This is a genomic window from Pseudoalteromonas sp. BZA4 (assembly GCF_040104395.1).
GTDB lineage: Bacteria > Pseudomonadota > Gammaproteobacteria > Enterobacterales > Alteromonadaceae > Pseudoalteromonas.
This window is the reverse complement of sequence record NZ_JBECOT010000014.1, coordinates 1-26,945: the sequence shown is the minus strand read 5'-3', so window position 1 is coordinate 26,945 and position 26,945 is coordinate 1. Positions and strand designations below refer to the sequence as shown.

The following is a 26,945-nucleotide window of genomic DNA, read 5'->3' as shown; positions in this document are numbered from 1 at the left end:
ACTATGCAAACACAGCCTGCTATTGTATCGCGCCAAATGCTTTGGCCTTTTATTCTGCTTACAATTTGCTTTGCTGCTTGGGGTACTGCGGCCAATATGACAGACCCATTAGTAAAAGTTTTTAGCAAAACATTTTCGATGAGTGCGTTGCAATCAGCACTGGTGCAGTTTAGTTATTACGGCGCTTATTTTTGCTTAGCTTTACCGGCAGCCATGATCAATAGACGGTTTAATTATAAAACGGGGCTGTTAGTGGGTTTAGCCATGGCCGCCTGTGGTGCCTTATTGTTTTACCCTGCTAGCCAAACCATGCTCTATAGCCACTTTTTACTGGCCTTGTTTATTCTTGCTGGTGGCTTGTCTATTTTAGAAACCTCGGCAAACCCCTATGTCATGCAGTTAGGATGCGAGCAAACAGCAACCCGTAGACTTAACCTCGCACAAGCTTTCAACCCCGTTGGTACTAATATTGGTGTGTTTTTAGCGGCGACGTTGATCTTACCAAACTTAAATCAAGCTGATAGCGCAAGCCGTGCCCTGATGAGTGAAGCACAATTAAAAACCGTTGTGAGTGCAGAACTCGATGCTGTGATGGTGCCGTATGTGGGTATGGCCTGTTGCTTAATCTTACTATGGCTATGTATCTTTTTTAGCCGCTCTCCTGCCACAGTAACTAAAGCCGCAGCGCAGCCGCGTAAACTTAAAAAGACCTTTCAACATTTGTATCAAAATAAGCACTACCGATTTGGCGTGCTGGCACAGTTTTTTAATGTTGGCGCGCAAACCTGTGTATGGACCTACACCATTGGTTACACAATGGAAGCACTTAACACCACAGAAGTTACCGGCGGTCAGGTATTACAATATTCTATGTTGGTGTTTTTAGTGTCTCGCTTCATTATGACTTGTCTAATGCGCTTTATTAGCGGCGCGAAATTACTGCGTTTTATGGCTTTAGTTGCAGCCGTGCTTTGCTTTATTGTTACCACCCAAGTTAATTTTGTGGGCGTAGTCGCACTTGTCGCTATTTCAAGCTGTCTATCTTTGATGTTTCCAACCATTTACGGCACAGCACTAGAAGGCCTCGGCGAAGATGCAAAAGTGGGTGCGGCAGGTTTAGTAATGGCAATTTTAGGGGGCGCATTTTTACCTCTGATCCAAGCCGCAACTATAGATGCCTTTAACACTGCGGTTTCGTTTGTTGTACCACTTGTTTGCTTTTTAATTGTTGCTTTGTACGGCCACCATACCAAAGTATCAGCAATACCCGCCAAAGCGCAGTTGCAGGACTAAACGCATCAATGAGATAATGCACCTCGTTTACCTACTTAAGCGAGGTGTATCGTCAATTAATGGCACATATTACATTTTTCATGGTCAAGTTTTTGGCCTTTTCTGTTGGCTGTTTTTCCTGCTTTTTACTTCATGACCAAGCCAATGTTGCCCTTGTGTTATCTGCTGCATTTACTGGATTAGTTGGCACATTTATTCCTTTTCCTGCTCGTTTTGGTAACCATCCTTATGCAGCCATTTACGCTGGTAGTTTTGCTGGTATGTGCTCATCGAGTTTAATCAACAGCTACTGGGAGCTGAGTTTTATCTCTTTAATTGGTGCCAGCCTTTACGTATTAACTATGAACCTATTTGCAGGTTTTGGTGGTCGTCTTGGTAGCGTTGCTTTTGCCAGTGTGGCGCTTTACATGCTTGCAAAAGGAGTCTTTTAATGGATTTGTTTATTACAATTACCGCTTTACTTGGTGCCTACTCTACTTACTTTTTAGCACATCATAATCGCTTTGATGGCATTCGCGCCTCAGCCGCCACTAGCATTATTGCATTTGCAATTTTAAGCCTATTCCCTGTTGATGTAGAACTTTACAGCGTGGCGTTTTTTGGGGGGACTTTCATTGGCATGAGCGCACCAAAACGCTTTGGCATTTTTACATTAGCCATTGCTTCAATATTGTTTGCTTTGTTGTTTGAATACCTTGTGCCGCGCTTGCATGGCTATGGTGGTGCATTGGGCTTGAGTGCTTTTCTATCTGTGTGTGTTTGCCATATCGGTATCTTGCTAGGGGCACCCCGCAGTAAAAAAAGCAACTAAATCTGACTTGGCAATTAAAAACCTATACCTTTTCATTGAGATTCTTTAGTATGTTAATTACTTGTTTAAGGATAAAGGATCTTTATGCTGTTTCGCTCATTACTGATTGCTACCATGCTTTGTTTCATCAGTTGTGCAACGGCTGCGAAAACACTGACCTTTATCGCTGAAGATCTACCTCCTTACCATTTTAAAAATCAGCAAGGCGAAGCCGATAGTGCACTTGTTGAAGTAGTAAAAGCCGCCTTAACACACGCAAACATCCCCAGCGAATTCGAAATTATGCCAATGGCGCGGGCTTTTCATGAGCTCGAAAACAATCCAAACATGTTAATGATTTCGCTACTAAAAAACCCAGCTCGTGAGAGTCGCTTTCAGTGGTTAGCACAAACATATTTTTCGGACGCTTACCTCGTTGACCTTGCGAGCAAAAGCCACAAAATATATAGTTTAAAGCAAGCTCAGCAGTACCGTGTCGCGACTATTCGAGGCTATTCAAGTGAGCATTACTTGAAGCATGCCGGATTTAATGAAGATAAAAATTTGGTGCTAGTCAGTCATTACCATCAACTTTGGCAATTGCTTGAAAAAGAGCGCATAGACTTTGTGCTGACCAACACCCTGACTTTGCAAAACGAACTGGCATTATCTGGGGTTGATCCGAGTGATATTCATAAAAGCCTACACTTAGATGACTTTCCGTCAGGTCTTTATTTAGCTGCAAACCTTAATTTAGATAAACAACTCGCAGCGCAATTAAGAAACGCGGTTGAAGCTTTGAAGCAAAGTGGTCAATACCAAGCAATATTACAAAAATGGCAGTTGCCTTTATGCGAAATCAACAAGAAGTCAATCAACTGAGTGACGATAAGCAAATTCAAGCGGCCCAACTAAGCGAAAGTGAATGGCTATTTAAAGCGTGGTTATTGGGCTTAAGCAGTTTGATTTTACTGATTTCTGGCTTTGCTTACCGCTTATTAGTGAGCAACAGGTTTAATTAACATCACGATTCCCTAAAATCGCCCCTAAACAGGGCGATTTCACTACATTTAGCTCAATTAATGCCGACCAAGGTCGCATATTATTTAATCAAAAAAACACCTACATTTTTTAGGGTCTCTCACTAAAAAGTATAGGAGCCTCACAATGGCGGGCGAATATCAACAACAATATCAACAGTTCCAGCGCGATCCGGGTCAGTTTTGGCTTGAGCAAAGTAAACGAATTCCTTGGTTTAAAGAGCCAAGTGTCCCTTATCAATATGACGATAATGATTTTTACCATTGGTTTGCCGATGGTCAGTTAAACACTTGTTACTTAGCCCTCGACCAACACGTCGAAGCAGGCTATGGCGACCAAACAGCACTGATTTACGACTCCCCTGTTACCAATACCAAACAACAATACACTTATGGCGAGTTACAAACTCAAGTTGCTAAATTTGCAGGACTCATGCAATCCCTTGGCGTAAGCAAAGGTGACCGTGTAGTCATTTATATGCCAATGATCCCACAAGCGGTTATTGGTATGCTGGCGTGTGCGCGCCTTGGTGCCATTCACTCCGTTGTATTTGGTGGTTTTGCACCGCACGAACTCGCGGTGCGTATTGATGATGCAAAGCCAAAGCTTGTGCTTACTGCGTCTTGCGGGGTCGAAATTAACCATGTGATTGAATATAAACCACTGCTTGATGAAGCACTCGAAAACGCCAAGCATGCTGTTGAACACTGTATTGTATTTCAGCGTGAACAAGCCAATGCCGAGATGCAAGATGGCAGAGACATCGATTGGCAACCAGCCTCTGATGCAGCAAGTGCAGTCGATGCAGTGCCTGTTGCAGGCGACGACCCGCTTTATATTCTTTACACATCAGGTACCACAGGCACACCTAAGGGGGTGGTTCGAGAAAACGGTGGTCACGCAGTTGCAATGCATTACAGCATGGAAACCGTGTATGGCATGAAACCCGGCGAGGTATTTTGGGCAGCTTCCGATATTGGCTGGGTGGTTGGTCACTCATACATTGTTTATGCACCGCTCATTTATCGCTGTGCCACCGTACTTTACGAAGGTAAACCCATTAGAACCCCAGATGCCAGTGCGTTTTGGCGTGTTGTAGAAGATTATAAAGTCACCGCCTTATTCAGTGCTCCAACTGCATTTCGCGCAATTAAAAAAGAAGACCCCACCGCCGAGGGCTTTAAACAATACGATACCTCAAGTTTAAAACGTTTATTCTTGGCCGGTGAGCGCCTAGATCCACCCACGTATGAATGGCTGAAAGACAACACTGGCTTGCCTGTACTTGACCACTGGTGGCAAACAGAAACAGGTTGGGCAATTGCGTGTAACCCAATTGGTATTGAACAACTTGCCACTAAGCCGGGTAGCTCAACAGTGCCAACACCGGGCTTTGATGTACAAATTCTTGATATGAATGGTGAGCAGTGCGCAGCAAACGAAAGCGGCGCAGTGGTTATTAAACTGCCTTTACCTCCTGGCTGTTTACCAACAATTTGGCAAAACAATGAACGCTTTCAAGCGGGCTACTTAAGTGAGTACCCTGGTTATTACCTCTCTGGTGATGGCGGCTATATTGATGACGATGGGTATCTATTTATTATGGGTCGTACCGATGATGTAATTAACGTTGCAGGTCATCGCTTATCAACCGGTGAAATGGAAGAGATTGTAGCAGCCCACCCTGCTGTTGCTGAATGCGCAGTATTTGGTGTTAATGATGCACTCAAAGGGCAATTACCTATGGCGATGATAGTGCTCAAAGACGATTATCTTGGTGATAGCAAAGAAGTTGAGCAACAGTTAGTTCACTCGGTAAGAAATCAAATTGGCGCCATTGCCTGCCTGAAAAACATTTTGCATGTTGAACGCCTCCCAAAAACCCGCTCAGGGAAAATACTCAGAAAGAATTTACGCCAATTGGTCGATGGTGAAGAACTGCAAATTCCATCAACCATTGATGATGCGAGTATATTCGATGAAATCAACCAACAACTTAACAATCGCTGATCTGCGTTTGTAATTTTGTAATGTTACCAAAGGCCTTGTTTAAGGCCTTTATTCGTTTTGGCCTATGGCTTGCAACTTTACATGTAAGTTAGCAAACGAAAAGGTGGTTAACATGGCTGTTATCGCAGGTTATATCCAATTCAATGAATTAGGCAAAACAGAATTTCATTATATTAATCAACTAGCTGATGTATTTAATCGCTATAAAAAAGCAGATGTTCAGCGGTTCTGTCAGTGGTAATTGATAGTCATAATGCCCTCATCTGAGGGCATTATTATGAAATACAAAAACTACTTTCTAAAAAATAATATTACAGGCTAGAATCAATTCAGTTTTTAATAATTTAAGCTGAGACTTTAATGAGAAAATGGACACTTCCTCTACTGCCATTAATCGTATTAGCAGGCTGTACCTCAGTCAGTAAAGATGAATGTTTACAAGCCAATTGGCATGGTATTGGTTATAAACATGGTGCAGATGGCACTGAGTATCGTGATGGCATAGATGCCTTATCACAATGCAGCGAATATGGCGTAAGTGCCGATATTGCTGAATATAAAGTGGGATACGATCAAGGTCTGGCAGTGTATTGTGAGCCCGAAAATGGCTTTACCCTTGGTATGCAAGGCGCATCTTACAATGGTGTTTGTAATAGCACGGCGTTTCGTAAAGCATGGCAAGAAGGTAACGACAGGTATCAAGTACAACAAAGGCTGATATACATTGATGACCGAATTGACGACATTGACCGTCGCCTAAAAGATATTCGTGCAGAGCTTAACAGCAATCAGCTTGATAATAGCCAGCAAAAAGCGCTATATCGAGAGCGTAAAGACTTAGAAAACGAGCGCAAAGACTTACGCAAAGAGCGCGCTTTACTGCCGCTTTTAAATAAATTGCCGAGTGTCGAAATATCAACCGAGTGGTGATGCTTTATGTTTAAGCTTCATCTTATACATTTGCTCGTCAGCTGTGGCGAGTAACTCTTTGGCGTTTTTACCATCTTCTGGGTAAAGCGCGATACCAAAACTAGCACTCACAGGCACTTTTGTTGCGTAGCGCTTTGCTACGCCTTCAACTGCTTTTTGGCAGCGTCCAGCAATGTCTTGGCAAACAGAGAGTTTTGCTAACGTTGGCAACACAATCACAAACTCATCGCCACCAATGCGCGCTAATATGTCTTTATCACGCAGTTGAAGTGAAAGCTGCTCACTGATTTCTAGAAGTAGATTATCGCCCTGCTCGTGACCAAAGGTATCGTTCACCAGTTTAAAGTTATCAAGGTCGACATAAATCAACGAAAACTGGTTACCTTCATTCGCCGCATGATGAGAAAATGAGTGTAACTGAATATCTAAACCTCGCCGATTTAACAGCTTAGTCAGTGGGTCTTGATTGACTAATTCGTCAAGCAGTTGGCGCTTTTCTACTGCCTGCGAAATATCATCAAATGCACCAATGTAATGACTCACTTGGCCATGTTCGTCATACATGGCATCTATGGTTAACGACTCAGGAAATACTGCACCGGTTTTGCGCTTGTTCCATATTTCACCTTGCCAGCGCCCAGTATTTAATAAACGCTCCCACATCAACTCAAAGAACTCTGTGGGTTGCTGCTTAGCTGAGAGAATAGATGGGTTTTTATCAAGCACTTCTGCCTTACTAAAGCCTGTAATTTGCTCAAAAGCAGGGTTAACATCCACAATTTTAGGCTCAGGGGTGGTGATCAATATACCACGGCTTGTTGTTGAGAAAACGGCTGTAAGCAGCTGTATTTTTTCGTTGCTTTTAACTTCTTCAGTGACATCTTCTGAATAACCATTCCACTCAACACTGCCATTAGCACGGGCAATAGGTGAGGACTTTCCTTCAACCCAAATCACCCCTTTTGTTGGGTGATTAACTCTATACACCTCATGCCAATCGCATAATTCGACTCGCGATTTTTCAATGCTTTTTATAATGCGCTTTAAGTCATCTGGATGAATAATATGCATCATTAAATCAGCAGACTTTTTTATATCCTCTGCCGTGCAGCCATAAATGTTGAAGACTTTGGAGCTGGCAAAAGGGAAATATGTGGTGCCATCATTTTCGACCACATACTGATAAACAAACCCCGGTAAGTTATCAGTAAATTTTTGCAACTTAGCATGTAAAAACTCAATTTCACGCTCTTTTAACCACTGTTCAGTAATATCGATATGAACGCCTAACATCCACTCAGGGTTGCCATTTTCATCCCAACTTTGCACTTTGCCTTTATCGAGCACTTTAACCCAGTGCCCTTGTTTATGCTTCATTCGTGCTTCGCAAATATAGCGCTCAGAGTCACCTTTAAAGTGAGCGTTTAATAGCTGTTCCGATTTTGACAGGTCGTCAGGGTGAGCAAAGCTGAGCCAAGTTTCAATTGAAACTGGCAATAATTCTTGCAGTGAATAACCGATAATATCGGCCCACTTATCATTGAAAATGGTTTCGCCTGTTTGTACATTCCAAAGCCAGATCCCCGCATCCCCACTGTCGAGAATTAGCTGAGCAATGTCTAATCCAAGCTGCGATTTAATCGCATCATACCCTTCACTAAATGCCATAATTAGCCTTGTTAACTAGCTCACCCGAAATAAAAGTAAGCCTTAATTATTATTTTAGTTAACAAAATAAAAAAACACTAAAAATCCGTGAAGAATATTGATCTAACGCAGGCTATTACATTTTTGGCCAATCCACCTCATCAACACTGTCGATTGTACTTACTATGCTTTGATCTCCTTGCCATTTTCGAATGTAACGCGCCAGAGGATCATAAAGGGCTGTTTGCTTATTAATATGAAAATGTCGACCGCCTCTAGGGTCAACGCCGACCCCCGCTATATATTGCCAATTACCCCAGTTTGCAGCCACGTCATAATCAATGAGTTGCTGTTCGAAATACGCTGCACCATAGCGCCAATCAAGTTCAAGCTCGTTAACTAAACAACTTGCCGCAATTTGCCGAGAGCGGTTAGCAATATAGCCTGTCGCATTAAGCTCATGCATTATTGCATTAACCAAAGCAAATGGCGTGCGACCTTGGCACCACGCATTAAAGCGCTGGCTGTTAAAAGTCGTCAGCGGTGCACTGTGCTTTTGCCCTTTAAACTGGAAGAGTGTTGCGCCAGAGCGCATTGCATGCCACTTAAAATATTCGCGCCACAGTAATTCAAACTTTATCCAATAGCTCGACTCATTTGCACCGTTTTGTAACTCATACACTTCCACTTCTCGGTACAGCTGTTTTGCGCTAATTGTGCCACCAGCGAGCCATACACTGAACTTAGTACTGTTACTAAAGCCGTCTAACTCATTGCGTGTTTCTTTATAACTGCTTGGCGCTTGAGATGAAAAGTACGCATTACAATGCTGCTGAGCTGCAATTAAGCCACCTTTAAAACTTCCTGAGTGAACAGGGACAACATCTATAGCTTGCTCAGGGCATAGTTGAACTGGGTGAGGTAAGTAGCTAACCGCTTGCTGTGGCGCCGCTATAAAGGTTGGCTCAGCTTCTACCTTTTTGCGAAAGGCAGTAAAGTTTTTAGGTAAGTCATCAAGCTGAAAAGGCAAATCCGTTGCTTTAAACAAGGTATCTTGCTGATAGGTTTTTACTGTCACTTCTGGGCATAACACTTTGATTTTATCGAGCTGTTTTTGCTCATAAACGCCAACTTGCTCGGTACAAACCAATGTTTCAATATCATACTTTTGTAATCGCTGACTGATTACTTGCTCAGGCTCACCACTTAGCACATGGAGTGTTTGCCCAAGCTTCTCAACAGCTTGTGCAAATGCTGCTAGGCTTTCACGTAAAAAATGGTGTCTATGCGTGCCATACGGTTTTGATTGATAGTTAGTTTGCCTAAACCAGCGCGGCTCAATCACAAACACTAAGTCAAGCTCGCCATCAAAATCAGCTAACTCAGATAGAATTTCATTGTCGACTAGGCGTAAATCATTTTGCAGCCAATATAAAACACGCTTTTTCATTATTTACTCTATTAGAAACCTTAAGAAATTATACGTAAGCCAGCTATTTATCGATTAACTTCGCCACAGTTAGTTAGCATAACTTTTATTAATCATAAACTTACAATCTTCAATGAAGTTTAAGTTTTAGTTAAGTTTTTCTTAAGTTAGCGATTTTATGCTGATAACTGTAAAGAATTTAAAGGTTGATAAAGCCAAACATGCTGCGTCTCCTTGGTATTTAGTAGGCATAAAATGATGAATAAAATAACACCTGTTTTATTAATAACATGCACTGCTACAGGGACTGTTTATGCAAACGAGCCTTTAAGCTTAGATGTGGTTTGTGAAGTAAAAAGCAAAACCACTGCAGAATTAAGTGAAGACAAAGACATCACGGTTGATAAACTCAACATTGATACGCATACGATTTTCGATCCAAATGACCCTGAAACAACCGCCCTACATCGCTTTATAAACTGGCTGCACATAGATACCAAAAACAAAGTTGTTAGTGAGCAAATAACCTTCAAAGAGGGTGACCAAGTCAGTGAGCGTCAGCTACAAGAAGCTGAGCGTATTCTGCGCAGCAAAAAATACTTAAGAGATGCCAAGGTTAGCTATACAAAAGATTGCCTTGAAGATGAGCCTCGCGTGGTGCAAATCGATACCTGGGATACATGGAGTTTATTGCCAACCATTAATTTTGGCCGTAGTAGCGGTAATAATAAATACAGCTTAGGCTTTAAAGAAGAAAACTTTTTAGGCTACGGTATTCGCGCATCATTAAAGTATAAATCAGATCATGAACGCTCAGGCTACCACTCAGTGCTGCAAATGCCAGTGCCTTGGCAGCCTCATGCAACCCTCACTTTACAAGCTGATGATTACGATGACGGGCAAGTCTTTTTAGTGGATTATCATCAGCCTTTTTATCAACGCAGCAGTGACGCACTAATGCGCTACTTTGCTAAATCACAAAAGCAAAAAAGTTATATTTATCAAAATAGTATAACCCGTTCAGAGTTCTTTACCGATGAATTAATCGCCCAGTTTGCTTACGGCGGAATTTTATCGCAAGACAGTCAGCAAACCTTTCACTGGCTTGCCGGGATTGATTACCAAGATGTCAGTTACCGCCCTTTTGAAACAGAACCTTTGCTTGACGGCCTTAACGATTACACCATTGCAGCGCCTTGGGTCGGATTACATTGGCTAGAAGACAATTACGCCGTATTGCACGATATTGACCTAATAAACCACAACGAAGACGTTAACCTCGGTTGGGAGCTAAATTCAAAGTTTGCCATCGATACCGTAAATTTTGGCCAAGGCTTTTTATTTGATACAAACCTTACCAAAGCGTGGTTTAACAATAACGCCTTGTATCGATTTGCCGCTGGCATCAAAGGCAATGTCGGAACTGAGCTTGATGACCGTTTAGCGCTTTATTCAAAAGCACAAATGAACTATCGCTGGTCAGACTCATTTGCCTTTTATGCGCATCTAAATGGTCATTGGCAAAACCATGAGTTTGCTGATAAACCACTGGCTGTTGGCGGTGAAGAAGGTATGCGTGGCTTCCCAGAAAGTTACCAACATGGTACTTCAAGCTTACAAGCAACGGCGGAACTAAGAATGTACCCTAACATCAATCTGTATCAGTTTGTAGATGTAGGCTTTGTTGGCTTTGTTGATGTAGGCCAAGCTTTTGGCAGCACTGAAACTGCGAATATTTCAGATTCAATGCTAACCAGTGCTGGTCTAGGTATTCGCCTATATTCATCGCGCTCAAGTAACGACAATGTGATCCATATCGACTTTAGTACGCCTCTGGGCAGTTACCAAGACGTTGATTCATGGCAAATAGGAATGTCGGTTGAAACAACTTTTTAAGCATCTTGCTCTTTACTCATAAGCTCGCCCATACGCTGCATAAGTTCTTGTTCACTGAGGTCTTCTTTGTGTGTGCCTATAGTCCAAATGTGACCAAAAGGGTCTTCTAAAGTCCCTGACCTATCACCATAAAATTGGTCATGTACTGGGCGCAGCTCTTTTGCCCCAAGCGACAAAGCTTTAGCAAAAACAGCATCGACATCTTCAACATACAGCATAATGCTCACCGGTGTACCGCCAAGTTGTTGCGGCGACTTAAATTGCACATCAGGGCAATTATCAGAAAGCATAATATGAGAGTCGGCTATTTTTATTTCAGCATGCGCCACTCCACCATCAGGCAAGGGCATTTGCATTACAAGTTCAGCAGCAAAAGCGTGTTTGTAGAACTCTATCGCCTTAGTGGCACCTTCAATAACCAAATACGGGGTTACCGCATGGAAGCCTTTTGGGATTGCAGAAACAGCCATGTTACACCTCAACGTTCAATGTGTGAGTTATAAAGGTAGCAGTTGTAGCTAATTTCACTAATCTAATGATAAAAACGCCAGCGAAATCTTTCGCTGGCGTTTTAAATACAAATACCAATCAACTTAACAAAGCGGTGTATTATTCAGGCCAGCTTTGAGATCCATCAATTGCAATCTCTGTTTGATTTAACGTCGTGCAATAACCTGTGGCAGATGAGGCATAGTAAACATCACCTAATACCGTGTAGTTTTTTGCTTTAACCTGCTGTTTTGCTTTGTCTGACGTTGCCATGCCCCACATGCTGAAGTAGTTGCTCAAATCGAGCTCGGTTGCTTCTGAAAGCGCTATTAATAACCAATCATTGTTGCCTATGCTTTGTGCCTCCGACAAGCTGTAGCTTGAAAAGCCAAGTGCATCTTTTTGTGCCTGCCAATTAGTCTCGCTGTTATCAGCTAGATTAAACGCACGCTCCAAAATGTGTAAGCGAGGGTACAAATGCCAGCCGTTTTCAAGCTTATTGTGTGCCTGTGAGGCCATCATAATTTGTAAATAAATAGCGTGGCTTTGCGACCACTGAGACATTGCTAAATCTTGCATATAAGCAAATGCATCTGCACTTTGTTTACTGGCTTGTAAATGATCAAACAAGTTCTCGAATGGCAAGTTTTGGCACGATGCCGAAAAGCCCGTTTCATCTTCAAACTTCGACTTACTGTAGTAAGAGTAAAAATTGGTATTTGAATGGCCACCAAACCCTTCGATACGGAAGCGCCCTCTCTCAAGACCATGTCCTAATTCATGGATATCGCCATGCCCAGTTGGATTAAAATTCCAACCTGCGTCATACGGATTACCAGAACAACCCCAACCACAGGTCGGTTGGTCAGCATTCATATGTTTTACAATATCTATTGTTTGTACTTCGATATTGCGTGCACTCGCAAAGTCATGAATTTCGCTAACCACATCGATGCCCGGCCCTTTAAAACCAGCAAGTACATGCGGATAGTTATGAGTATAACGCTCTACAGCATGGGCGAAGTCAGAGGCTACAGGCCAATAACCATCATTAATTGAAATACGCATTTTCTCGAGCTTTGAATGCACTTCAAAGCCACCGGTTGCCACCTCAGCCCAATCATAGTCCCCTTTTTCAAGCAACTCAGCAAAACGCGCATCATCACTGCTGCTGCGCCAATACGGGTGTTCACCTACATTGCTAAATTCAAAGCTGACATCTAAATCATTTTGATCAAACTCAATTTGAATTGGTCCACCATAAGGTGACGTAAAATAGACTGTTTCATTTGTCTCTATAGGCACATGAACTGACTGCAATTTAGCGGGTCGATTATAACCATTGCTGCTCATGTAATGTGTTGCACCATCACGCAGAGTATTAACAAACACCTTAGTATTCACTGCTTGATTATCGGTGCGTTTAATAGCAAACGTTTGCCCCGGCAAGGCATACACACCCGTTGAGCGAAAATACGCCTTACTCTGCATATTCACGGTGACGGTTTTAGGTGTTACATGACTAAAATCACTACGGCTGAAATTACCCATATCAACTTGAAGTGGGTTAACTTTACGTATATTTAATACCGCATGATCAGTAAACAGGGCACGAAAGAAGCTTGTATTATCAGTGCTTAGCTTATCCATCGGGAAGCTTACAACTTGGCGATAATGATCTGCAAGCAGCGCCAGTAACTGATAAAATCGATAGCCCTGCTCAGTAAAGATATCTATTTTCGCTTGGTCAAAACCTCTAAACAACGAATTAATGATAGTTGCCGCATCACTAAATTGTTGCTGATATTGGCTTTCAGCTGGGCAACTACGGTTATCACAGGCACTTAAATCAACACTAAATTCGCTGTTTTTAAAGCGGCTAAGTAAGTCTTTAATAGTTTGCGCATCAGTTGGTAAGCTGTCGTTGATAGCAATTGGGTTCCACTGTGCCAGTTCTAATCGGTGCCAATAGTTATCACCTGCAACGCTCACATGGAGTAATTCAAATAACGCTCTACCTAGTGCAGTTTGGCTACCATCACGCTGAATATAGATCACTGCTATATCGTTTTCTTGCGCTTGCTTTACTGCAGCCACAACATTATCAATATTTAATCCTTCACGCTCATGCTGAGAGATAATCAGTACATCCGTGTCAGTTGTTAAACACGCCGCTAAAGCGTCGTTGTCACAACTCACATTGTCGTTATAGCTCACCATGCCTTCATATTGACTATCAAACCACTCTCGCGTTTTGATCCTATCTTGAAAGTAATAGCTTTGATCAAGTTGCGCTAATACAAGTTTAAGTGGCTGCTCTGTGGTTATTTCTCTACCAGCTAACCATGTGGTGCTGTTTTTCAAAAACTGAGTCATTTGCTCGTTAATGGTATTTCGATATGGGTTACTACCAAATACTAAGTAACGGCCCTGCTCCCCATCACTAGTACCGACAACTGCAAGGTTTCTGACTTTTGTCTCGTAACCATCTTGCCAACTATTATTGGTAAGTAGAACTGGCTCATTGAATGGATAAGTGGCATTTAATAACGTTGCATCCCATGTTGGATACCAGCTTAATTCATCAAGAGCGGAGCTTGAGCCAAAAGCAAATAAGCTATTTTTAATGCTTTGAAAGCGCGCTTTGTGGGTATCAATTTCATTAAGTGTCGCATCAAGTAGCAATTCACTGTTCGGCACAACTAGCGCATTACCCGTTTCGAGTGCCTCAGCTACATAGCTTTGAGTAATGTTTAACACAAACTCGAAGCTTGCTTGTACACGTGAGTCAGAGGCTGTGATTGTGAATTTATGCTCACCAAGGTCTGCATTACTCGCGGTGCCAGATAAGATGCTAGTTTGCTCATCAAAACTTAGCCACGTTGGCAACCCTGTTACGGTTAAGCTCACTTCATCGTTGTCTGCATCGGTGCTGATTAACTGCACACTCAATGCCTGCTCAGCACGAACTTCACTACTCAGTGGAGACACCACAGGCGCTGAGTTTGCTCTGGCAGCGATGTTAAATGTTTGCTCTGCCTGCTGCGTTACTTCGCCATCTGAATAACGAAAACGGATTTGCTGTTCGCCCGTATTCGCAAACAAGGGCGTGCCGCTAAAACTGAGGTTAGTCGCATCAAAGCTAAGCCAATCAGGTTTACTAACTTCACTCACTACAACAGTGTCATTTTGTGCATCAGCAAATGTTAGCTGGTAAGTATAAGCTTTGCCTTCATTGCTATCTGATGGAGTAGACGTGAGCGTTGGCGGTGTATTTTCAATAAGTTTGGCTTCTACATTAATATCAATCAAAAGCTGTGCAGAGAGCTGCCCATCAGTGACCGTAAACTCAATGTTTGCATACTTACCTACTTGCTCAGGCGTGCCACTGATACTTGCTGAGGCTTCATTAAAACTTAGCCAACTTGGTAAGTTTGTTACAGACAAAGTAAGTGGGTCATTATCTGGATCAGAGACTTCAGGGCTAAAACTCAAGGTTTCACCAACACGTAAAGTCTGTGATTGACCGCTGATTTGCGGCGCTTGATTTTGTGGTGTTTCGGTTACAGGAGGGGTTGTTGTTTGTTTTTCATCTGAGCCTGAGCCGCCACAAGCAGCAAGTGTTAGCAATACAGCCGAGCATAATAGCGAGCGTATGCACAAAGAGTAAGGTGCGTTCATTGAGTTCTTATCGGTATGGTAAACAATTTTTTAACATTATAAGCCGATACTACAAACTAATATCTCGGAAAAAATACGTAAATTGATATCGCTGTCATTAATTGTTAAAGCGTAAAAAGCCCCATAAAGCGGCTATTTAAGGGTTACGAGCTTGGGTTTGCAAAATCGGGTCTGGGTAACTTTTCGAGTATGGCGTATAAGTAAATCACCACAAGGCAAAGCCCTCCCGCTACAAAGAATAAGGTTGGGCCATCGTAATAATCTAAAATTAAACCACCACCGAGTGGTGCTAAAGCAAATCCTAAATCATAAAACGAAGCTGCGCCAAAGTGCAGTCGCAATCGAGCATAAGGTCATCACAATCACATAACCGGCCACGGTTTCTACCTCAGCCAACAGCGAGAAAGAAATAATATACAACACGCCGGTAATGTACATCAGCGTATGCCGGCCCACTTTATCTGAGAGGCTACTGCCAATAAAACTGGTAAACACAGAAATCACGGCTGCACTGGTAAGTACCAAACCAACTTCTGTCGCCGATAAAGCAAACTTTTCATACAAGATCACCGCAAGAAATGGCCACACCATGTAATAGCTGCCACGGGTAATAAACGAGCCAAATAAGAAGATCCACATAAGCACTGGAAACTGCTTAAAGCGCGCTAAAGAGATATCTGAATTCATTATTTTAATTTTTATGATGATGATTAAAACACTATACAGGAACTGAATCTGCCTTGGGTATTTAATCTAAAACTTGTTTGTAACAGCGTATTAATTAGCTAAAAAACAAACGCAACTTAATTGTGAATACTGTTAAGCCAACTTGAAAAAGATTAATCTAAATAAGAATAGTTATTGATTGTATTTTTCATTTCTGTAATATACGCAGCGTTCCTCAAAGGGATAACCAACAAAAAGAACTGGAAACCTACAATGAAATCAATAAAACCAAGCTTACTGGCACTTGCCATAGCAACACATTTTTCAGCCTTTGCTGATGACGCTAAGCCGAAACAAGATATGGAACGCTTAGTTATCACTGCAACAGGTTATGAACAAAAAGTTACCGAAGCACCTGCAAGTATTTCAATTATCACTAATGAAGATATTAAGTCTCATGCCTTCACCTCAGTACTAGATGCTGTGCAGTATTTAGAAGGTATCGACATTGGCACAACTCGTGATAAAACAGGCCAAGGCAGTGTAAGTATGCGTGGTTTAACAGGTGAATACACCCTGTTACTTATTGATGGTAAACGCCAAAATAACCATGGCGACATATACCCAAACAATTTTGGTGGCAACGCGTTTAACCACGTACCACCGGTTGATGCCATTGAACGTGTTGAAGTAATTCGCGGCCCTGCATCAACGCTTTATGGTGCAGATGCACTGGGTGGTGTAATTAATATCATCACTAAAAAGCACACAGACAGCTGGAGTGGTGCAGTATCTTTTAGCCGTTCATTACAGCAAAACGATGATTTTGGTGATGACATTACCACTGACTTTAGTGTGATGGGTCCGCTTATCAAAGACGTATTAAGCTTAGGTGTACGCGGCAGCGTTTACGAGCAACAAGCATCATCGCCAACATTTGAACCAGCAACCGATCCTAATGGTGTTGTACATGCTCGTTCATTAGGTTTTGGTAGTGGCGGTCGTACCGTTGATAATACAAACGAGCAGTATGGTTTTACTTTAACTTATACACCGTTTGAGTCGCATCATTTACGTTTTGATTACGATAACTCAAGCCAAGTGTACGACAACACGCCAAGTTACGACATTGAGTCAGGCACCATTACTTACCCGCTTGGTACTAAAGATAACATTGAATCAATTTGGCAAGACCGCCGCGGCCAAGTAAACCCGCGCGCAGGTTATGCGGCAGACCAAGAGTTTGACCGTGAATGGTGGTCACTCAGCTACGATGGTGAACTTAATTGGGCAACGGTTAAGGCCTCTGTATCTTATGTTGATACGCAAAACAATGGCCGTACTTTACCACTGAGTGTAAGCGAGCGATTAGAGCTACAAGCTATGTACGATGGTACAGGCGAATACGAGGGAATGGACGAACAAGCACGTAAAGACTTAGCTGAAGAAACATTCTTACCGCGCCCTGCTCGCCCACTTGAAAGCAGCCAATATACTTATGACTTACGCTTTGATATTCCTATCACAGGCAGCTTTGGTAGCCATAACCTAGCAATTGGTGGTCAGCTTATCGACGGTGAATTAAAAGACGGCGTATTTGGCCTTGAAAGTGACCAAGCAGGTCAAGTACAAGAGCAAAACATGTACTCAATCTTTGCCGAAGATAACTGGATGGCAACTGACAACTTCACCTTTACATTAGGTGCTCGTTACGATGACCATGATGTATTTGGCAGCCAAGTATCACCGCGCGTTTACGGTGTATATAACCTCTCTGACACTTGGACCTTAAAAGGTGGTGTAAGTACAGGTTATAAAACGCCGCAAACCACCGATCTTTACGACGGTATCACCGGATTTGGTGGTCAGGGCACAAGCCCATTTGCGGGTAACCCAGATTTAGAACCAGAAACCAGTGTGAACTCTGAAGTTGCACTTTATTGGACTTCGCTTGATGGCGATCACAACATTAATGTGACTTACTACAACACCAAGTTTGAAGACAAAATTGCCCGCGGCGACACTATTTTAAGCTGTGAACAAACTAACGATGTTCGCCCTTGTGTGAACTTAGGTCAGTACGATCAACTTGGCTACGATAGCTACAGCCAAAAGATCAATATCGACGAAGTAGACCTTCAAGGTGTTGAAATTGCGGGTCAATACACTATCACTAAAACAGTGTCTGTTAACGGTAACTACACGTGGACTGATAGCGAACAAAAGAGCGGTCCTGAAGAAGGTCAGCCATTAACTAACTCAGCTGAGCACATGGCAAACCTTACCCTAAACTGGGAAGCGACTGACTTTATGAACTTATACCTACAAGGTGTATATCGTTCAGACCGTTATCGCGGTTGGGATAACGTGCACGACAAAGCGCTGTATTACAAAAACTACAACCTACTTAATTTAGGTGCGCAGTTTTATGTAAATGAGTACGTGCAAATCAATGCCCGTGTAAACAACCTATTAGACGAAGATTTCACCTCATATAGCACTAGCTATACCGACCTAAATGGCGATGGTGAGTACGAATACCTAACAGGTCGCGGTGTAGTTAGCGAAGTCACATTCACAGACGACTATAACGTTAAAGATAAAAGCCGTAATTTCTGGATTGGCGTTACCGCTTACTTCTAAGAAAACTCCCTGAAAATAGACAGCATGCAGTCATGTGCTGTCTATTTTTCTAACTACACTATTACTCCTACTGTCAGTATTCTTTTTACTGTCACTAAACTGCCAACTTCACACACTAAGCTGATAATACCTGCGTAAGCTTATTTGTCAGTCTATGGAACATATCCTTACAGCCAGTGGTATCTGTATTAGTTATCAAGATGAAGGCGATAAAAATGCGCCGGTGATCATCTTAATTATTGGCTTAGGAGCTCAATTTACCGTTTGGCCAGAGTCGCTTTATTTTGGCTTGGTAGAAAAAGGCTTTCGGGTTATTCGTTTTGATAATCGTGATGCAGGGCTATCCTCATCGTTAGATGAGTTAGGCAAGCCGAGTCTCGTAAAGCATTGGCTTAGCCGCAGATTACCCATTCGCTCAAAGCTGCCCTATTCGCTCGATGACATGGCTCGCGATGTAAAAGAATTAATGGATGCACTTGCTATCAAAAAAGCGCACTTAGTGGGGGCTTCGATGGGTGGCATGATTGCGCAAATTGCCGCGGCAAAGTATAAAAAACGTGTACTGAGCTTAACTTCAATTATGTCGAGTAGCTCGCCGTTATCGTTTTCGGGTTCAAACATTAATCTGCTAGTAAAGCTCGCTAAAATACGCCCCCGAAGCAGTAATAAAGAAGCCGCGATTGATTACAATGTTAGGCTCAACCAACTCATTGGCAGCCCAGCCTACCCACAAGATGAACATGCTTTATACGCCAACGCAGAACGCTATATTGAGCGTGCCCACACGAATCAAACAGGCTTTAAACGTCAGCTTGCAGCCATTGCCGCAACGCCTTATCGCGAGCAGTTACTAAAAAAGATTAAAGCTCCCACATTAGTAATTCATGGCAGCGCTGATCCTGTTATGCCACTGTCTGCGGGTATCAACACCGCACTGTTAATAAAGCGCAGTAAGTTAAAAGTTGTGCCTGGAATGGGCCACGATTTTCCGCCCGCTTTAATGAAAAAAATGACTAAGTGGATTGCCAAACACGCCGCTAAAGTCAGCGCCAAAAAAGCCGCTAACAAACCCTAAAAGCATGATAGAATTATCATACAATTTATAAGGTTAGCGTTTTATGCAAAACGCGGTGTTAAGCATGACTTGCTAACCATTGGTTTATCTGAAGAGCTAAAGCGTGCAGCTGTGGCACAAAAAGCCAGAGGCTGGAGCTACTCAAAAAAAGCACTCAATACACTGAATGTCAGCAATATTGAGTTTGCAGATTGGCAGCCCCGCTCGGCAAAGAACTTTCCGTTACTAATAATTGATGAATTAGAGTAAAGCTCTTTTATTTGTTAAACACTAAACTGATGCCATGGGCCTGTTATAGCTAGCGTTTTTGAAGGTGAGTAAACATTTACAAATAAAGTGCTACCATCTGGTGAAAAACAGGCACCTGCCAGCTCGGTTTGCGCCACTAAACGGGCAAAATTATAAACTTGCCCTTGGGGTGTCACACCTCGAAGATGATTATCAACTAAGTCGGTGTATTGGTCTTCACAGACAATTAAGTGACCATTAGGTGACACGGTTAGGTTATCGCCAAAGTTGTAGAGGGTTTTACTAGTACTTTCTACAAACAACGAGATTTTACCTGGTTGCTGTGCTTCTTTATCTGTGCCCTCAAATTCTGATGGCTGATATTTCATAACCTGACCAAGTTGTTTTTTACCACCATTGGTACAGCAAAAATAAAGCTCTTTATCACCCCAGTGAATACCTTCACCGCGAGCAAACAGTGCAGCTCCTTGTTTATAGCCGCGCAGGCGTAAGTCGTCTTTCGGACTTTCAGGGGTATCTAGATTGACCCACTCAACCTCAAGCTCTTGATGTAGCCCCATGGCTTTATTATTCCAGTTACGGCTATCGAATTGTGGCTTACCTTTTACCACCATCGCTTGTAATTGCCCGCCTTTATGCAGCTTGCCATATTCATTTGGAATAAAACGATAAAAGACACTATCACCTTTATCTTCAGTTAAATAAACAATGCCGGTGCGCGGATCAACAGCAGCCGCTTCGTGGTTAAATCGACCCATGGCTTTTAATGGCTCAGGTTTAATTAAGCCTTTGCTATTTGCGGGTACTTCAAAAATATAACCATGATCTTGGTTAAATCCATCGGCTTTGGTATCTGTGGTTTCTTCGCACGTAAGCCAGGTACCCCATGGCGTAATACCACCAGAACAATTACGAATAGTGCCGACCAATGACAAGTATTCTTGCTCTTTTTGATGGGTTTTTAAGTTATAAACGATATGACTTGTGCCACCCGGTAACGCCACACCGTCACTGTTAGTATCAAAAGCCAGGGGCGTTTTATGGTTGGCAATACTTGCTTCAGCTTTCGCTAAATCTTTTGGTTTGAGCTCATGGTTTCGCACTAATGCAACGCGGTCATTCCCAAGCGCTAGGCAACCCATGCCATCGGCTTTGTCCGGAACCGTAAACCCATCAGACATTTTCTCACCTAGGCTTGAAACTACTTGATAACTAAAGCCCTCGGGTAAGTCGAGCAATTTATCTGGATCAGGAATTAACGGGCCAAAGCCCACAGCCGTTGTTTTTAAATCACCTAACGACACTTTACCTATGGCACTTTTTGATAACCCTAAAAAGGCCAATGTGCCCGCCCCTACTAAAAATTCTCGACGTGAAACCATGCTAACTCCAAGCTAAAACCAGCTTTATCATACAAATAAAAAAGGCATTATAAAGCAATGAAACGATAAAAGGTTACATTATCACAATATTCACGAAATTGTCATAAAGCACTACTCTTTGATGATTGCTAGTTGCTCATTAGGTAGCAGCACAATTAAGTAACCACGCTGCTCTAAGTTACAAAAATCAAATTCAAAACCGGCAATTTGTAAGTCACTAGCGCAATGAGTTAGCGGTATATAAGCTGTTGCTGATGCTTCAGTTAATTCACTATTAGCAAGTTTATAGCTGTAGTTCGTATTGCCGATAAAACTAACCAGCCTAACCACAGGGTAATCACCACTATCTACAGCCTCAGTGCGTGCTAAAAAAGCCAGTTTCAGCGTTTCGCCATCCATATAAATGATCACATAATTAACTATATCACTAACAACCCAGTTTTGTAGGTGAGCTTTTATTTCAGCATCATAAAAAGCTGCAAAGCCAACCTTTCCGACCACAGAACGCTTAAAGTTAAGCTTTTCAAAACCACCGTAGCCATCGATTGATTGTTGGAAGTTCTGCTCCTTATAAATTGCGCTTGTTGGTGTGTTTTTTCGTAGGTTCATCATATAAAAATCAACGGGGTACTCGCTAAAGTTATAAACATAATAGTCATTTTCATAGACACCTTGGTATAAATCGTCTTCGTCAAACACTTCCTCTTCAGCGCTATTGCAACCAGTAAGTAAGAGTAAAATGCATAATCTCAGTAGATAATTCATTGCTCATCCCTTTTTCTAAAAACGATAATTTATAGTTGCAGCGAATTGCTGCTTGGCAGTTTCACCCACGAGCGGGCTTTTTTTGATAGTTGAGTCAAGTTGCTCATACCGCAAGCTCGTAAAAACAGACCACTGCTCATTAAAAACATAAGTCACGTTTAGCGAGGTAAATGGGCTAAGGGCTGCACTTGGCTGATATTCATATCTGCCAAACTCAGGGGCGATATTGCCATTAGCTATGCCATACAGGTATTGAGTGTATTTTTTATCTTGCCAATAAAAACCGAGATCAGCACTTAGCTGTAACCCTAACCCTTGGCCATAAATCGCTAGGTTATAGCGGGCAAGAAACGTAAGTCCATCGGAGTGATTCGAAATATCTTGCGCTAAACGAACAAAAAGCTGTTTATATTGCAGCTGAGTTCTGAAGGTTAGCTCACCTTTGCCGTCTTTATAGTCAGTGAAAACCTCATCATCCGACAACTCATCACTAAAGATTAAACTGCTATCGTAGGTTTCATCTCGGAAACTAAGCCCCATTGACGCTTCAAATTCTGCGCCTTGTAAAAAGACATATTGCACTAAGCCATATTTAGGCCCTATGCGCCAGTTGCCTTTTCGGGCGTTGAAGTATGGCAAGACCATGGTTTGAATATCGTAATCTCGCCATGCTGTATCAATGGCCAATTGTGCAGCACCGACCTCCATTTGCCATTGCTGTGATTGCTCATCGGCCTTGGCATCATCAACAAATAATGCAGCTAAACAATAAGCTGTGATCAACAGATAAGAAAAAAGACTATTTCGCAGAAATTCATGTTTGGTCATGATAATGTCCCTATATTGGTGTTTTAATGCAGTTTAGCGCCTCACCATTAGGGCTGACTTGCTGCAAATGTCACATATTTAATCGTGACATTTGTCATATACATAAACGAATAATTGCGGATTAAACTAAGCGTATGAACAAACTCTTGCAAACGTTGATACATCGAAGCGATTTCATACTCTCAGCAATCACCTGGGGGTTTGTGTTTATTTATACTCTGCACGCTTGGTCGCAAAGAGCAGAATCGGCGCAGCTAAGTTTTAGTACAATAAATACGTTTTTGATCAGTGTGTTATTTATAAGCTTTTTTGCTTTTTTAATTTATTTTGAGTTTTTTAGATCACGATTTAAGCACTATCAAACCCGTATTTTGAACTTCACTATCGCTAATGTTGTGCTATTGATGTGGCTATTTAATATTGGCTTTGTTGCAATTCTATTGATCATCTTCTTAGTTAAATTCAGCGATTACGAGCCAAACAAAGCCAGCCTCTATTTACTCATTTGCCTGCCCTTTTTGATGGCGCTGACGCTTCACTATGGCTTTGATAAGCAATTTGTATTGCTCAACGGGTTGGCTTTCACTTTATACAATAGCTTTGCCTATCGCTTTGCTACTCGGCTTATTTCTGAGCGTAAAGCCAAAGAACAAGCAGCCCATTTATTACGTGAATTAAAAGCAACTCAAGCACTTTTAAACGACACCGCAACTCGCGATGAACGTATTCGTATTGCCAGAGATTTACATGATACCCTTGGCCACCACCTTACGGGACTCAGTATTCACCTAGAAGTCGCCAATCATTGTGCTAACCATGAAGCACCAAAACACATAATTAAAGCACAGCAAATTACCCGCTTGTTATTAAATGATGTGCGTGACTCTGTCTCGTCAATGCGAGAAAACCAAACTATTGATTTACATGCATCGCTTAATTCACTGTGCAGCCATGTTACAGGCTTAAATGTCACACTCAATTACGATGAAAATATAAAAATAAGTGATACGTTATTGGCACAAACGTTATTTCATACTGTGCAAGAAGCGATTACGAATTGTATTAAACACAGTGATGCGACCGAGCTGTCGGTAAGCTTAGACCTCCAAGCTAATTCAGTGCATCTCACTATTTATGATAACGGCGGCGAAATGCCCAAGCTGAACTTAGGCAATGGCTTAACAGGCATGCAAGAGCGCTTAGCTTTAGTGCGAGGGGCAATCGAGTTTGAACAAAATAATAATGGGTTTGCGATTGCTGCAACGTTACCTCATAAACTTAATCCACATACTTTGGCGTAAAAAATGATTAGGGTATTACTCGTTGATGACCAAACATTGTTAAGAGAAGGCTTAAAAAGCTTACTCGCCCTTAAAGCAAATATTCAAGTCGTGGCTGAGGCTGACAATGGTCGAACGGCTCTTGAGATGCTCAAGCAACATTCTATTGATGTTGTACTCCTTGATATTCGCATGCCTATTCTAGACGGTATTGGCGTACTGAAAAGTATGCAAGCACAACAGCTGAGGCAACCAGTACTGGTACTCACGACCTTTGATGATAGTGAACAAGTGCTAGAATGTATTCGCTATGGCGCTAAGGGTTATGCGTTAAAAGATATTAATTTAGAGCGCTTGGTCAGCGCCATCGAAACACTTGCTAAAGGTGGCTCAGCGCTAGCTCCTGCGATCACCGAGCGAATTTTGAATAAGCCCACTAAAACAACCGATACTTCTTTAGCAACTCCTGATAAATTAAGTAAAAGCGAGCTTAGAGTGCTCAATTTAATCGCTGCAGGCTATTCAAATAGTGAAATCGCCGAGGCACTTTATAAGTCTGAAGGGACTATCCGTAATCAAGTGTCTTTTATTCTCAGAAAGCTAGATGTACGTGATAGAACCCGTGCAGCATTAAAAGCAATTGATCTAGGCTTGATATAATTGCAAATCATTTTTAATCTCATTAAGCTTTTATCATACAAGTAAATCGCTTAAACTAAGGCTTAATTTTATTTCAAGAAGCAACGGCTATGTTCCTAAAATCAAAAACATTTATTGCATTTTCATTGGCGCTTTTAAGCTTTAGCCAACACGCCTTTAGCTTACAGTTTGGCAATCCAGTCGACAGTGACAAACTCATTAAAATTTCGACGGTTATGGCCTCACCAGACGATTACCTTGCAAGTCCAATTACCGTGGAAGGGACTATCACTGGGGTTTGCGAAAAACGTGGTTGCTGGATGACGCTTGCATCTGACAAACGCTTTGAAAACTTACGTATCAAAGTTGAAGATGGCGACATGGTATTTCCGATGACGGCTAAAGGCAGTAAAGCTATCGTAACTGGTAAGCTCGATAAAATTCAGCTTAGCCTTGGCCGCACTAAAGCGCTACTTGCTCACAAAGCGCAGCAAGCCGGCGAAAGCTTTGATGCAAACTCAGTGACTGAAGCAATGGCTATTTATCAGCTCGTACCGAGCGGAGTTGAAATCATTGAGTAATAAATCAAGAATCAACTGGTTTAAGTTAAACAGAAACTTACACCGCGATATTGGTTACTTTTGTGTTGGTTTAGTAATTATCTTTGCGGTTTCTGGCATTGCAGTGAACCACAAAGATGATTGGAACCCAAACTACAAAGTAAGCCACCAGCAAATCAGTGTGAGCGATGAAACTTGGCAATTAGATAATGACGAGTTGCTGATTGAGCAAATTATCTCCCATGCTGATGTAAGCGAGCCGGTAAAGGCCTCTTATTGGGTGTCGCCGCAAGAGTTTAAGGTGTTTTTAAAAAACGGTAACAACCTCAGCCTTAAACTCAATAAAGATATCATAAACTATGAAGCCATTGAGCCTCGTCATGTATTTCAAGCATTTAACCGCTTACACTTGAACGAGACAACCGCTTCGTGGGTGATTTTTTCTGATATTTTTGCTGGGCTGCTGCTGTTTTTAGCAATCAGCGGCTTGTTTATGATCAAGGGTAAAAATAGCCCATGGGGCAGCCGCTCTGTATTAGTCATTAGCGGTATACTGCTTCCAGCAGCTTATGTGTTTTTATAACAATCATTACAAAAAAGGCACTAGCGATTGCTAATACCTTTTTCTCGAAAGCCGAACCTAGAACCTAAATTCAAAGTTTACATTTGCTGCTGTCTCGCTTTCACTGCGATCAAACCAGTTCATCGATTTATAAACCGCTTCACCTGTAATAGCGAACCAATGTGTAAATGCATATTCAAGTGCAATGCTGACACCAGCATTATGACCGTCGTGATCAGCGCTAAAATCAAGGCATTGCTCTGGCGTATCACTGCACGCTCGAGTTAACATAGCCCCTTCTTCGCTGGCAAGGTAATACATCTGTGTATAATCAACATCGATCGTGCCTTTTTGATAAAAGACACTGCCGTATAATAAGGCTTTTGAACTTAATCGGTATCCTGAAATAAGTGCAATATCATAAGTATCGTGCGATAAATCCCAATCATAGGTATCGTCATCATAATTACCCGCTAATAGTGGACCATACCCCGCATCTTCACTGCGAATATAGCCAAGGCTGACAGCCATAGAGAAGTTTTTCTCGACGGCCGATTCTAAAGGGCTGCCATAAAACTGATGATTAATAGCATATTTTTCATAATCATGATCGCCACCAATACCAGCCCCTACGGTAAGCTCCGTCGAATAACCTAAGGTCATACTCATCGAAGTCGTTATCGCTGTACTCGTTGAAGTACTCTCGCTGGTATCTTTCGCAATGATCTTGCTTGTATCTGTACCAACGGTTGCACGAAAATGAAAGGGATCACTGTTGATCTCTGGGCTCTCAAAGCGTGCCATCGATACACCAGTTTCGGTTGTAGATTGACAGCCAGCTAATAAACCTAAAGCTATGAACGCCAAAAAAGGCTTAAACGTTTTCACGTAATCGCGAATTCAACCCCGAAGTGCACCACTCGCTAAATTAGGCCGCATTGCGTAATTCGTTAAACACAACGACAGGCTGTTTGTAACCTAGGCACTTTCTAGGTCTGGCGTTTAGCGCACGTTCTATATCGGCCACCTGCTTATCCGTTACCGTTCTTAAATCCGTGCCTTTGCGTATGTACTGGCGCAGTAAACCGTT

General features: G+C 42.2%; 24 protein-coding genes and 2 pseudogenes. 16 read left to right on the top strand and 10 right to left on the bottom strand.

Annotated elements, in window-relative coordinates:
- Nucleotides 1-3 precede the first annotated feature (3 nt).
- From fucP to ABMY41_RS08095, 8 genes are all read left to right on the top strand, one after another.
- Nucleotides 4-1,293 carry an L-fucose:H+ symporter permease gene (fucP, locus tag ABMY41_RS08130; protein ID WP_289096814.1) on the top strand — a complete coding sequence of 430 codons (1,290 nt, stop codon included), beginning with the start codon at nt 4-6 and terminating at the stop codon, nt 1,291-1,293.
- An 80-nt stretch (nt 1,294-1,373) separates the two neighbouring features.
- Nucleotides 1,374-1,724: a hypothetical protein gene (locus ABMY41_RS08125; RefSeq protein ID WP_054561182.1), complete on the top strand. Its 351-nt coding sequence runs from the start codon at nt 1,374-1,376 to the stop codon at nt 1,722-1,724.
- On the top strand, nt 1,724-2,104 hold the full coding sequence (locus ABMY41_RS08120; RefSeq protein WP_054560682.1) for a hypothetical protein: 381 nt from the start codon (nt 1,724-1,726) through the stop codon (nt 2,102-2,104). The genes ABMY41_RS08125 and ABMY41_RS08120 overlap by 1 nt, the downstream gene beginning before the upstream one ends.
- An 84-nt stretch (nt 2,105-2,188) precedes the next feature.
- Nucleotides 2,189-2,965: a transporter substrate-binding domain-containing protein gene (locus ABMY41_RS08115; protein ID WP_349274469.1), complete on the top strand. Its 777-nt coding sequence runs from the start codon at nt 2,189-2,191 to the stop codon at nt 2,963-2,965.
- On the top strand, nt 2,935-3,105 hold the full coding sequence (locus ABMY41_RS08110) for a hypothetical protein (RefSeq protein ID WP_287242792.1): 171 nt from the start codon (nt 2,935-2,937) through the stop codon (nt 3,103-3,105). The genes ABMY41_RS08115 and ABMY41_RS08110 overlap by 31 nt, the downstream gene beginning before the upstream one ends.
- A 145-nt stretch (nt 3,106-3,250) precedes the next feature.
- A complete protein-coding gene (locus ABMY41_RS08105; protein ID WP_349274468.1) occupies nt 3,251-5,134 on the top strand; it encodes an acetate--CoA ligase in 1,884 nt (627 codons plus the stop codon).
- Nucleotides 5,135-5,246: 112 nt separating this feature from the next.
- Nucleotides 5,247-5,375: a hypothetical protein gene (locus ABMY41_RS08100; protein ID WP_349274467.1), complete on the top strand. Its 129-nt coding sequence runs from the start codon at nt 5,247-5,249 to the stop codon at nt 5,373-5,375.
- 119 nt (nt 5,376-5,494) lie between these two features.
- Nucleotides 5,495-6,064 (top strand): DUF2799 domain-containing protein, encoded by a 570-nt coding sequence (locus ABMY41_RS08095; RefSeq protein WP_119852219.1) that lies wholly within the window; start codon nt 5,495-5,497, stop codon nt 6,062-6,064.
- On the opposite strand, the gene ABMY41_RS08090 is transcribed toward ABMY41_RS08095, so the two are convergent.
- Nucleotides 6,050-7,732, bottom strand: a complete 1,683-nt coding sequence (locus ABMY41_RS08090) for a sensor domain-containing diguanylate cyclase (RefSeq protein WP_287242796.1) — start codon at nt 7,730-7,732, stop codon at nt 6,050-6,052. The two genes, ABMY41_RS08095 and ABMY41_RS08090, sit on opposite strands and share 15 nt — an antisense overlap.
- A 115-nt stretch (nt 7,733-7,847) precedes the next feature.
- Nucleotides 7,848-9,161 (bottom strand): DASH family cryptochrome, encoded by a 1,314-nt coding sequence (locus ABMY41_RS08085; protein ID WP_175082719.1) that lies wholly within the window; start codon nt 9,159-9,161, stop codon nt 7,848-7,850.
- Between the two features lie 234 nt (nt 9,162-9,395).
- Here ABMY41_RS08085 and ABMY41_RS08080 point away from each other — a divergent pair, with 234 nt between their 5' ends.
- Nucleotides 9,396-11,036, top strand: coding sequence for a hypothetical protein (locus ABMY41_RS08080; protein ID WP_287242799.1), 1,641 nt, complete (start codon nt 9,396-9,398; stop codon nt 11,034-11,036).
- Here ABMY41_RS08080 and ABMY41_RS08075 read toward each other — a convergent pair.
- The 3 genes and pseudogenes from ABMY41_RS08075 to ABMY41_RS08065 form a co-directional block, all read right to left on the bottom strand.
- Complete coding sequence (locus tag ABMY41_RS08075; protein WP_287242801.1) at nt 11,033-11,506, bottom strand: VOC family protein; 474 nt, start codon at nt 11,504-11,506, stop codon at nt 11,033-11,035. The genes ABMY41_RS08080 and ABMY41_RS08075 overlap by 4 nt on opposite strands.
- A gap of 139 nt (nt 11,507-11,645) precedes the next feature.
- Entirely contained in the window at nt 11,646-15,206 is a 3,561-nt protein-coding gene (locus ABMY41_RS08070) for an ImpA family metalloprotease (RefSeq protein ID WP_349274466.1), read from the bottom strand.
- Nucleotides 15,207-15,527: 321 nt separating this feature from the next.
- Nucleotides 15,528-15,893, bottom strand: a pseudogene (locus tag ABMY41_RS08065) (MFS transporter); the annotation flags it as partial.
- A 252-nt stretch (nt 15,894-16,145) separates the two neighbouring features.
- On the opposite strand from ABMY41_RS08065, the gene ABMY41_RS08060 reads away from it, so the two are divergent.
- The 3 genes from ABMY41_RS08060 (at nt 16,146) to ABMY41_RS08050 (ending at nt 19,839) form a co-directional block, all read left to right on the top strand.
- Nucleotides 16,146-18,515, top strand: coding sequence for a TonB-dependent receptor (locus ABMY41_RS08060; protein WP_289096821.1), 2,370 nt, complete (start codon nt 16,146-16,148; stop codon nt 18,513-18,515).
- A 154-nt stretch (nt 18,516-18,669) separates the two neighbouring features.
- Entirely contained in the window at nt 18,670-19,590 is a 921-nt protein-coding gene (locus ABMY41_RS08055) for an alpha/beta hydrolase (RefSeq protein WP_289096822.1), read from the top strand.
- A 69-nt stretch (nt 19,591-19,659) separates the two neighbouring features.
- Nucleotides 19,660-19,839, top strand: coding sequence for a hypothetical protein (locus ABMY41_RS08050; protein WP_289096823.1), 180 nt, complete (start codon nt 19,660-19,662; stop codon nt 19,837-19,839).
- A 14-nt stretch (nt 19,840-19,853) separates the two neighbouring features.
- On the opposite strand, the gene ABMY41_RS08045 is transcribed toward ABMY41_RS08050, so the two are convergent.
- The 3 genes from ABMY41_RS08045 to ABMY41_RS08035 all read right to left on the bottom strand — a co-directional run bounded on the left by ABMY41_RS08045 (nt 19,854) and on the right by ABMY41_RS08035 (nt 22,814).
- Nucleotides 19,854-21,221: an alkaline phosphatase PhoX gene (locus tag ABMY41_RS08045; RefSeq protein WP_289096824.1), complete on the bottom strand. Its 1,368-nt coding sequence runs from the start codon at nt 21,219-21,221 to the stop codon at nt 19,854-19,856.
- 111 nt (nt 21,222-21,332) lie between these two features.
- Nucleotides 21,333-21,986 (bottom strand): hypothetical protein, encoded by a 654-nt coding sequence (locus ABMY41_RS08040; RefSeq protein ID WP_289096825.1) that lies wholly within the window; start codon nt 21,984-21,986, stop codon nt 21,333-21,335.
- A 15-nt stretch (nt 21,987-22,001) separates the two neighbouring features.
- Nucleotides 22,002-22,814: a MipA/OmpV family protein gene (locus ABMY41_RS08035; protein ID WP_289096826.1), complete on the bottom strand. Its 813-nt coding sequence runs from the start codon at nt 22,812-22,814 to the stop codon at nt 22,002-22,004.
- 371 nt (nt 22,815-23,185) lie between these two features.
- On the opposite strand from ABMY41_RS08035, the gene ABMY41_RS08030 reads away from it, so the two are divergent.
- From ABMY41_RS08030 to ABMY41_RS08015, 4 genes are all read left to right on the top strand, one after another.
- Nucleotides 23,186-24,115, top strand: coding sequence for a histidine kinase (locus ABMY41_RS08030; RefSeq protein ID WP_349274465.1), 930 nt, complete (start codon nt 23,186-23,188; stop codon nt 24,113-24,115).
- A gap of 3 nt (nt 24,116-24,118) precedes the next feature.
- Entirely contained in the window at nt 24,119-24,754 is a 636-nt protein-coding gene (locus ABMY41_RS08025; protein ID WP_289096827.1) for a response regulator transcription factor, read from the top strand.
- Between the two features lie 89 nt (nt 24,755-24,843).
- On the top strand, nt 24,844-25,314 hold the full coding sequence (locus ABMY41_RS08020) for a DUF4920 domain-containing protein (protein WP_054560702.1): 471 nt from the start codon (nt 24,844-24,846) through the stop codon (nt 25,312-25,314).
- Entirely contained in the window at nt 25,307-25,876 is a 570-nt protein-coding gene (locus ABMY41_RS08015; RefSeq protein WP_289096828.1) for a PepSY-associated TM helix domain-containing protein, read from the top strand. The genes ABMY41_RS08020 and ABMY41_RS08015 overlap by 8 nt, the downstream gene beginning before the upstream one ends.
- Nucleotides 25,877-25,933: 57 nt before the next feature.
- Here ABMY41_RS08015 and ABMY41_RS08010 read toward each other — a convergent pair whose 3' ends face one another.
- Together ABMY41_RS08010 and ABMY41_RS08005 are read right to left on the bottom strand one after the other, a co-directional pair.
- The gene (locus ABMY41_RS08010; RefSeq protein ID WP_289096829.1) at nt 25,934-26,743 is read right to left on the bottom strand and encodes a hypothetical protein; all 810 of its coding nucleotides are present in this window, start codon (nt 26,741-26,743) and stop codon (nt 25,934-25,936) included.
- A 40-nt stretch (nt 26,744-26,783) separates the two neighbouring features.
- A pseudogene (locus tag ABMY41_RS08005) lies at nt 26,784-26,945 on the bottom strand (IS30 family transposase); the annotation flags it as partial.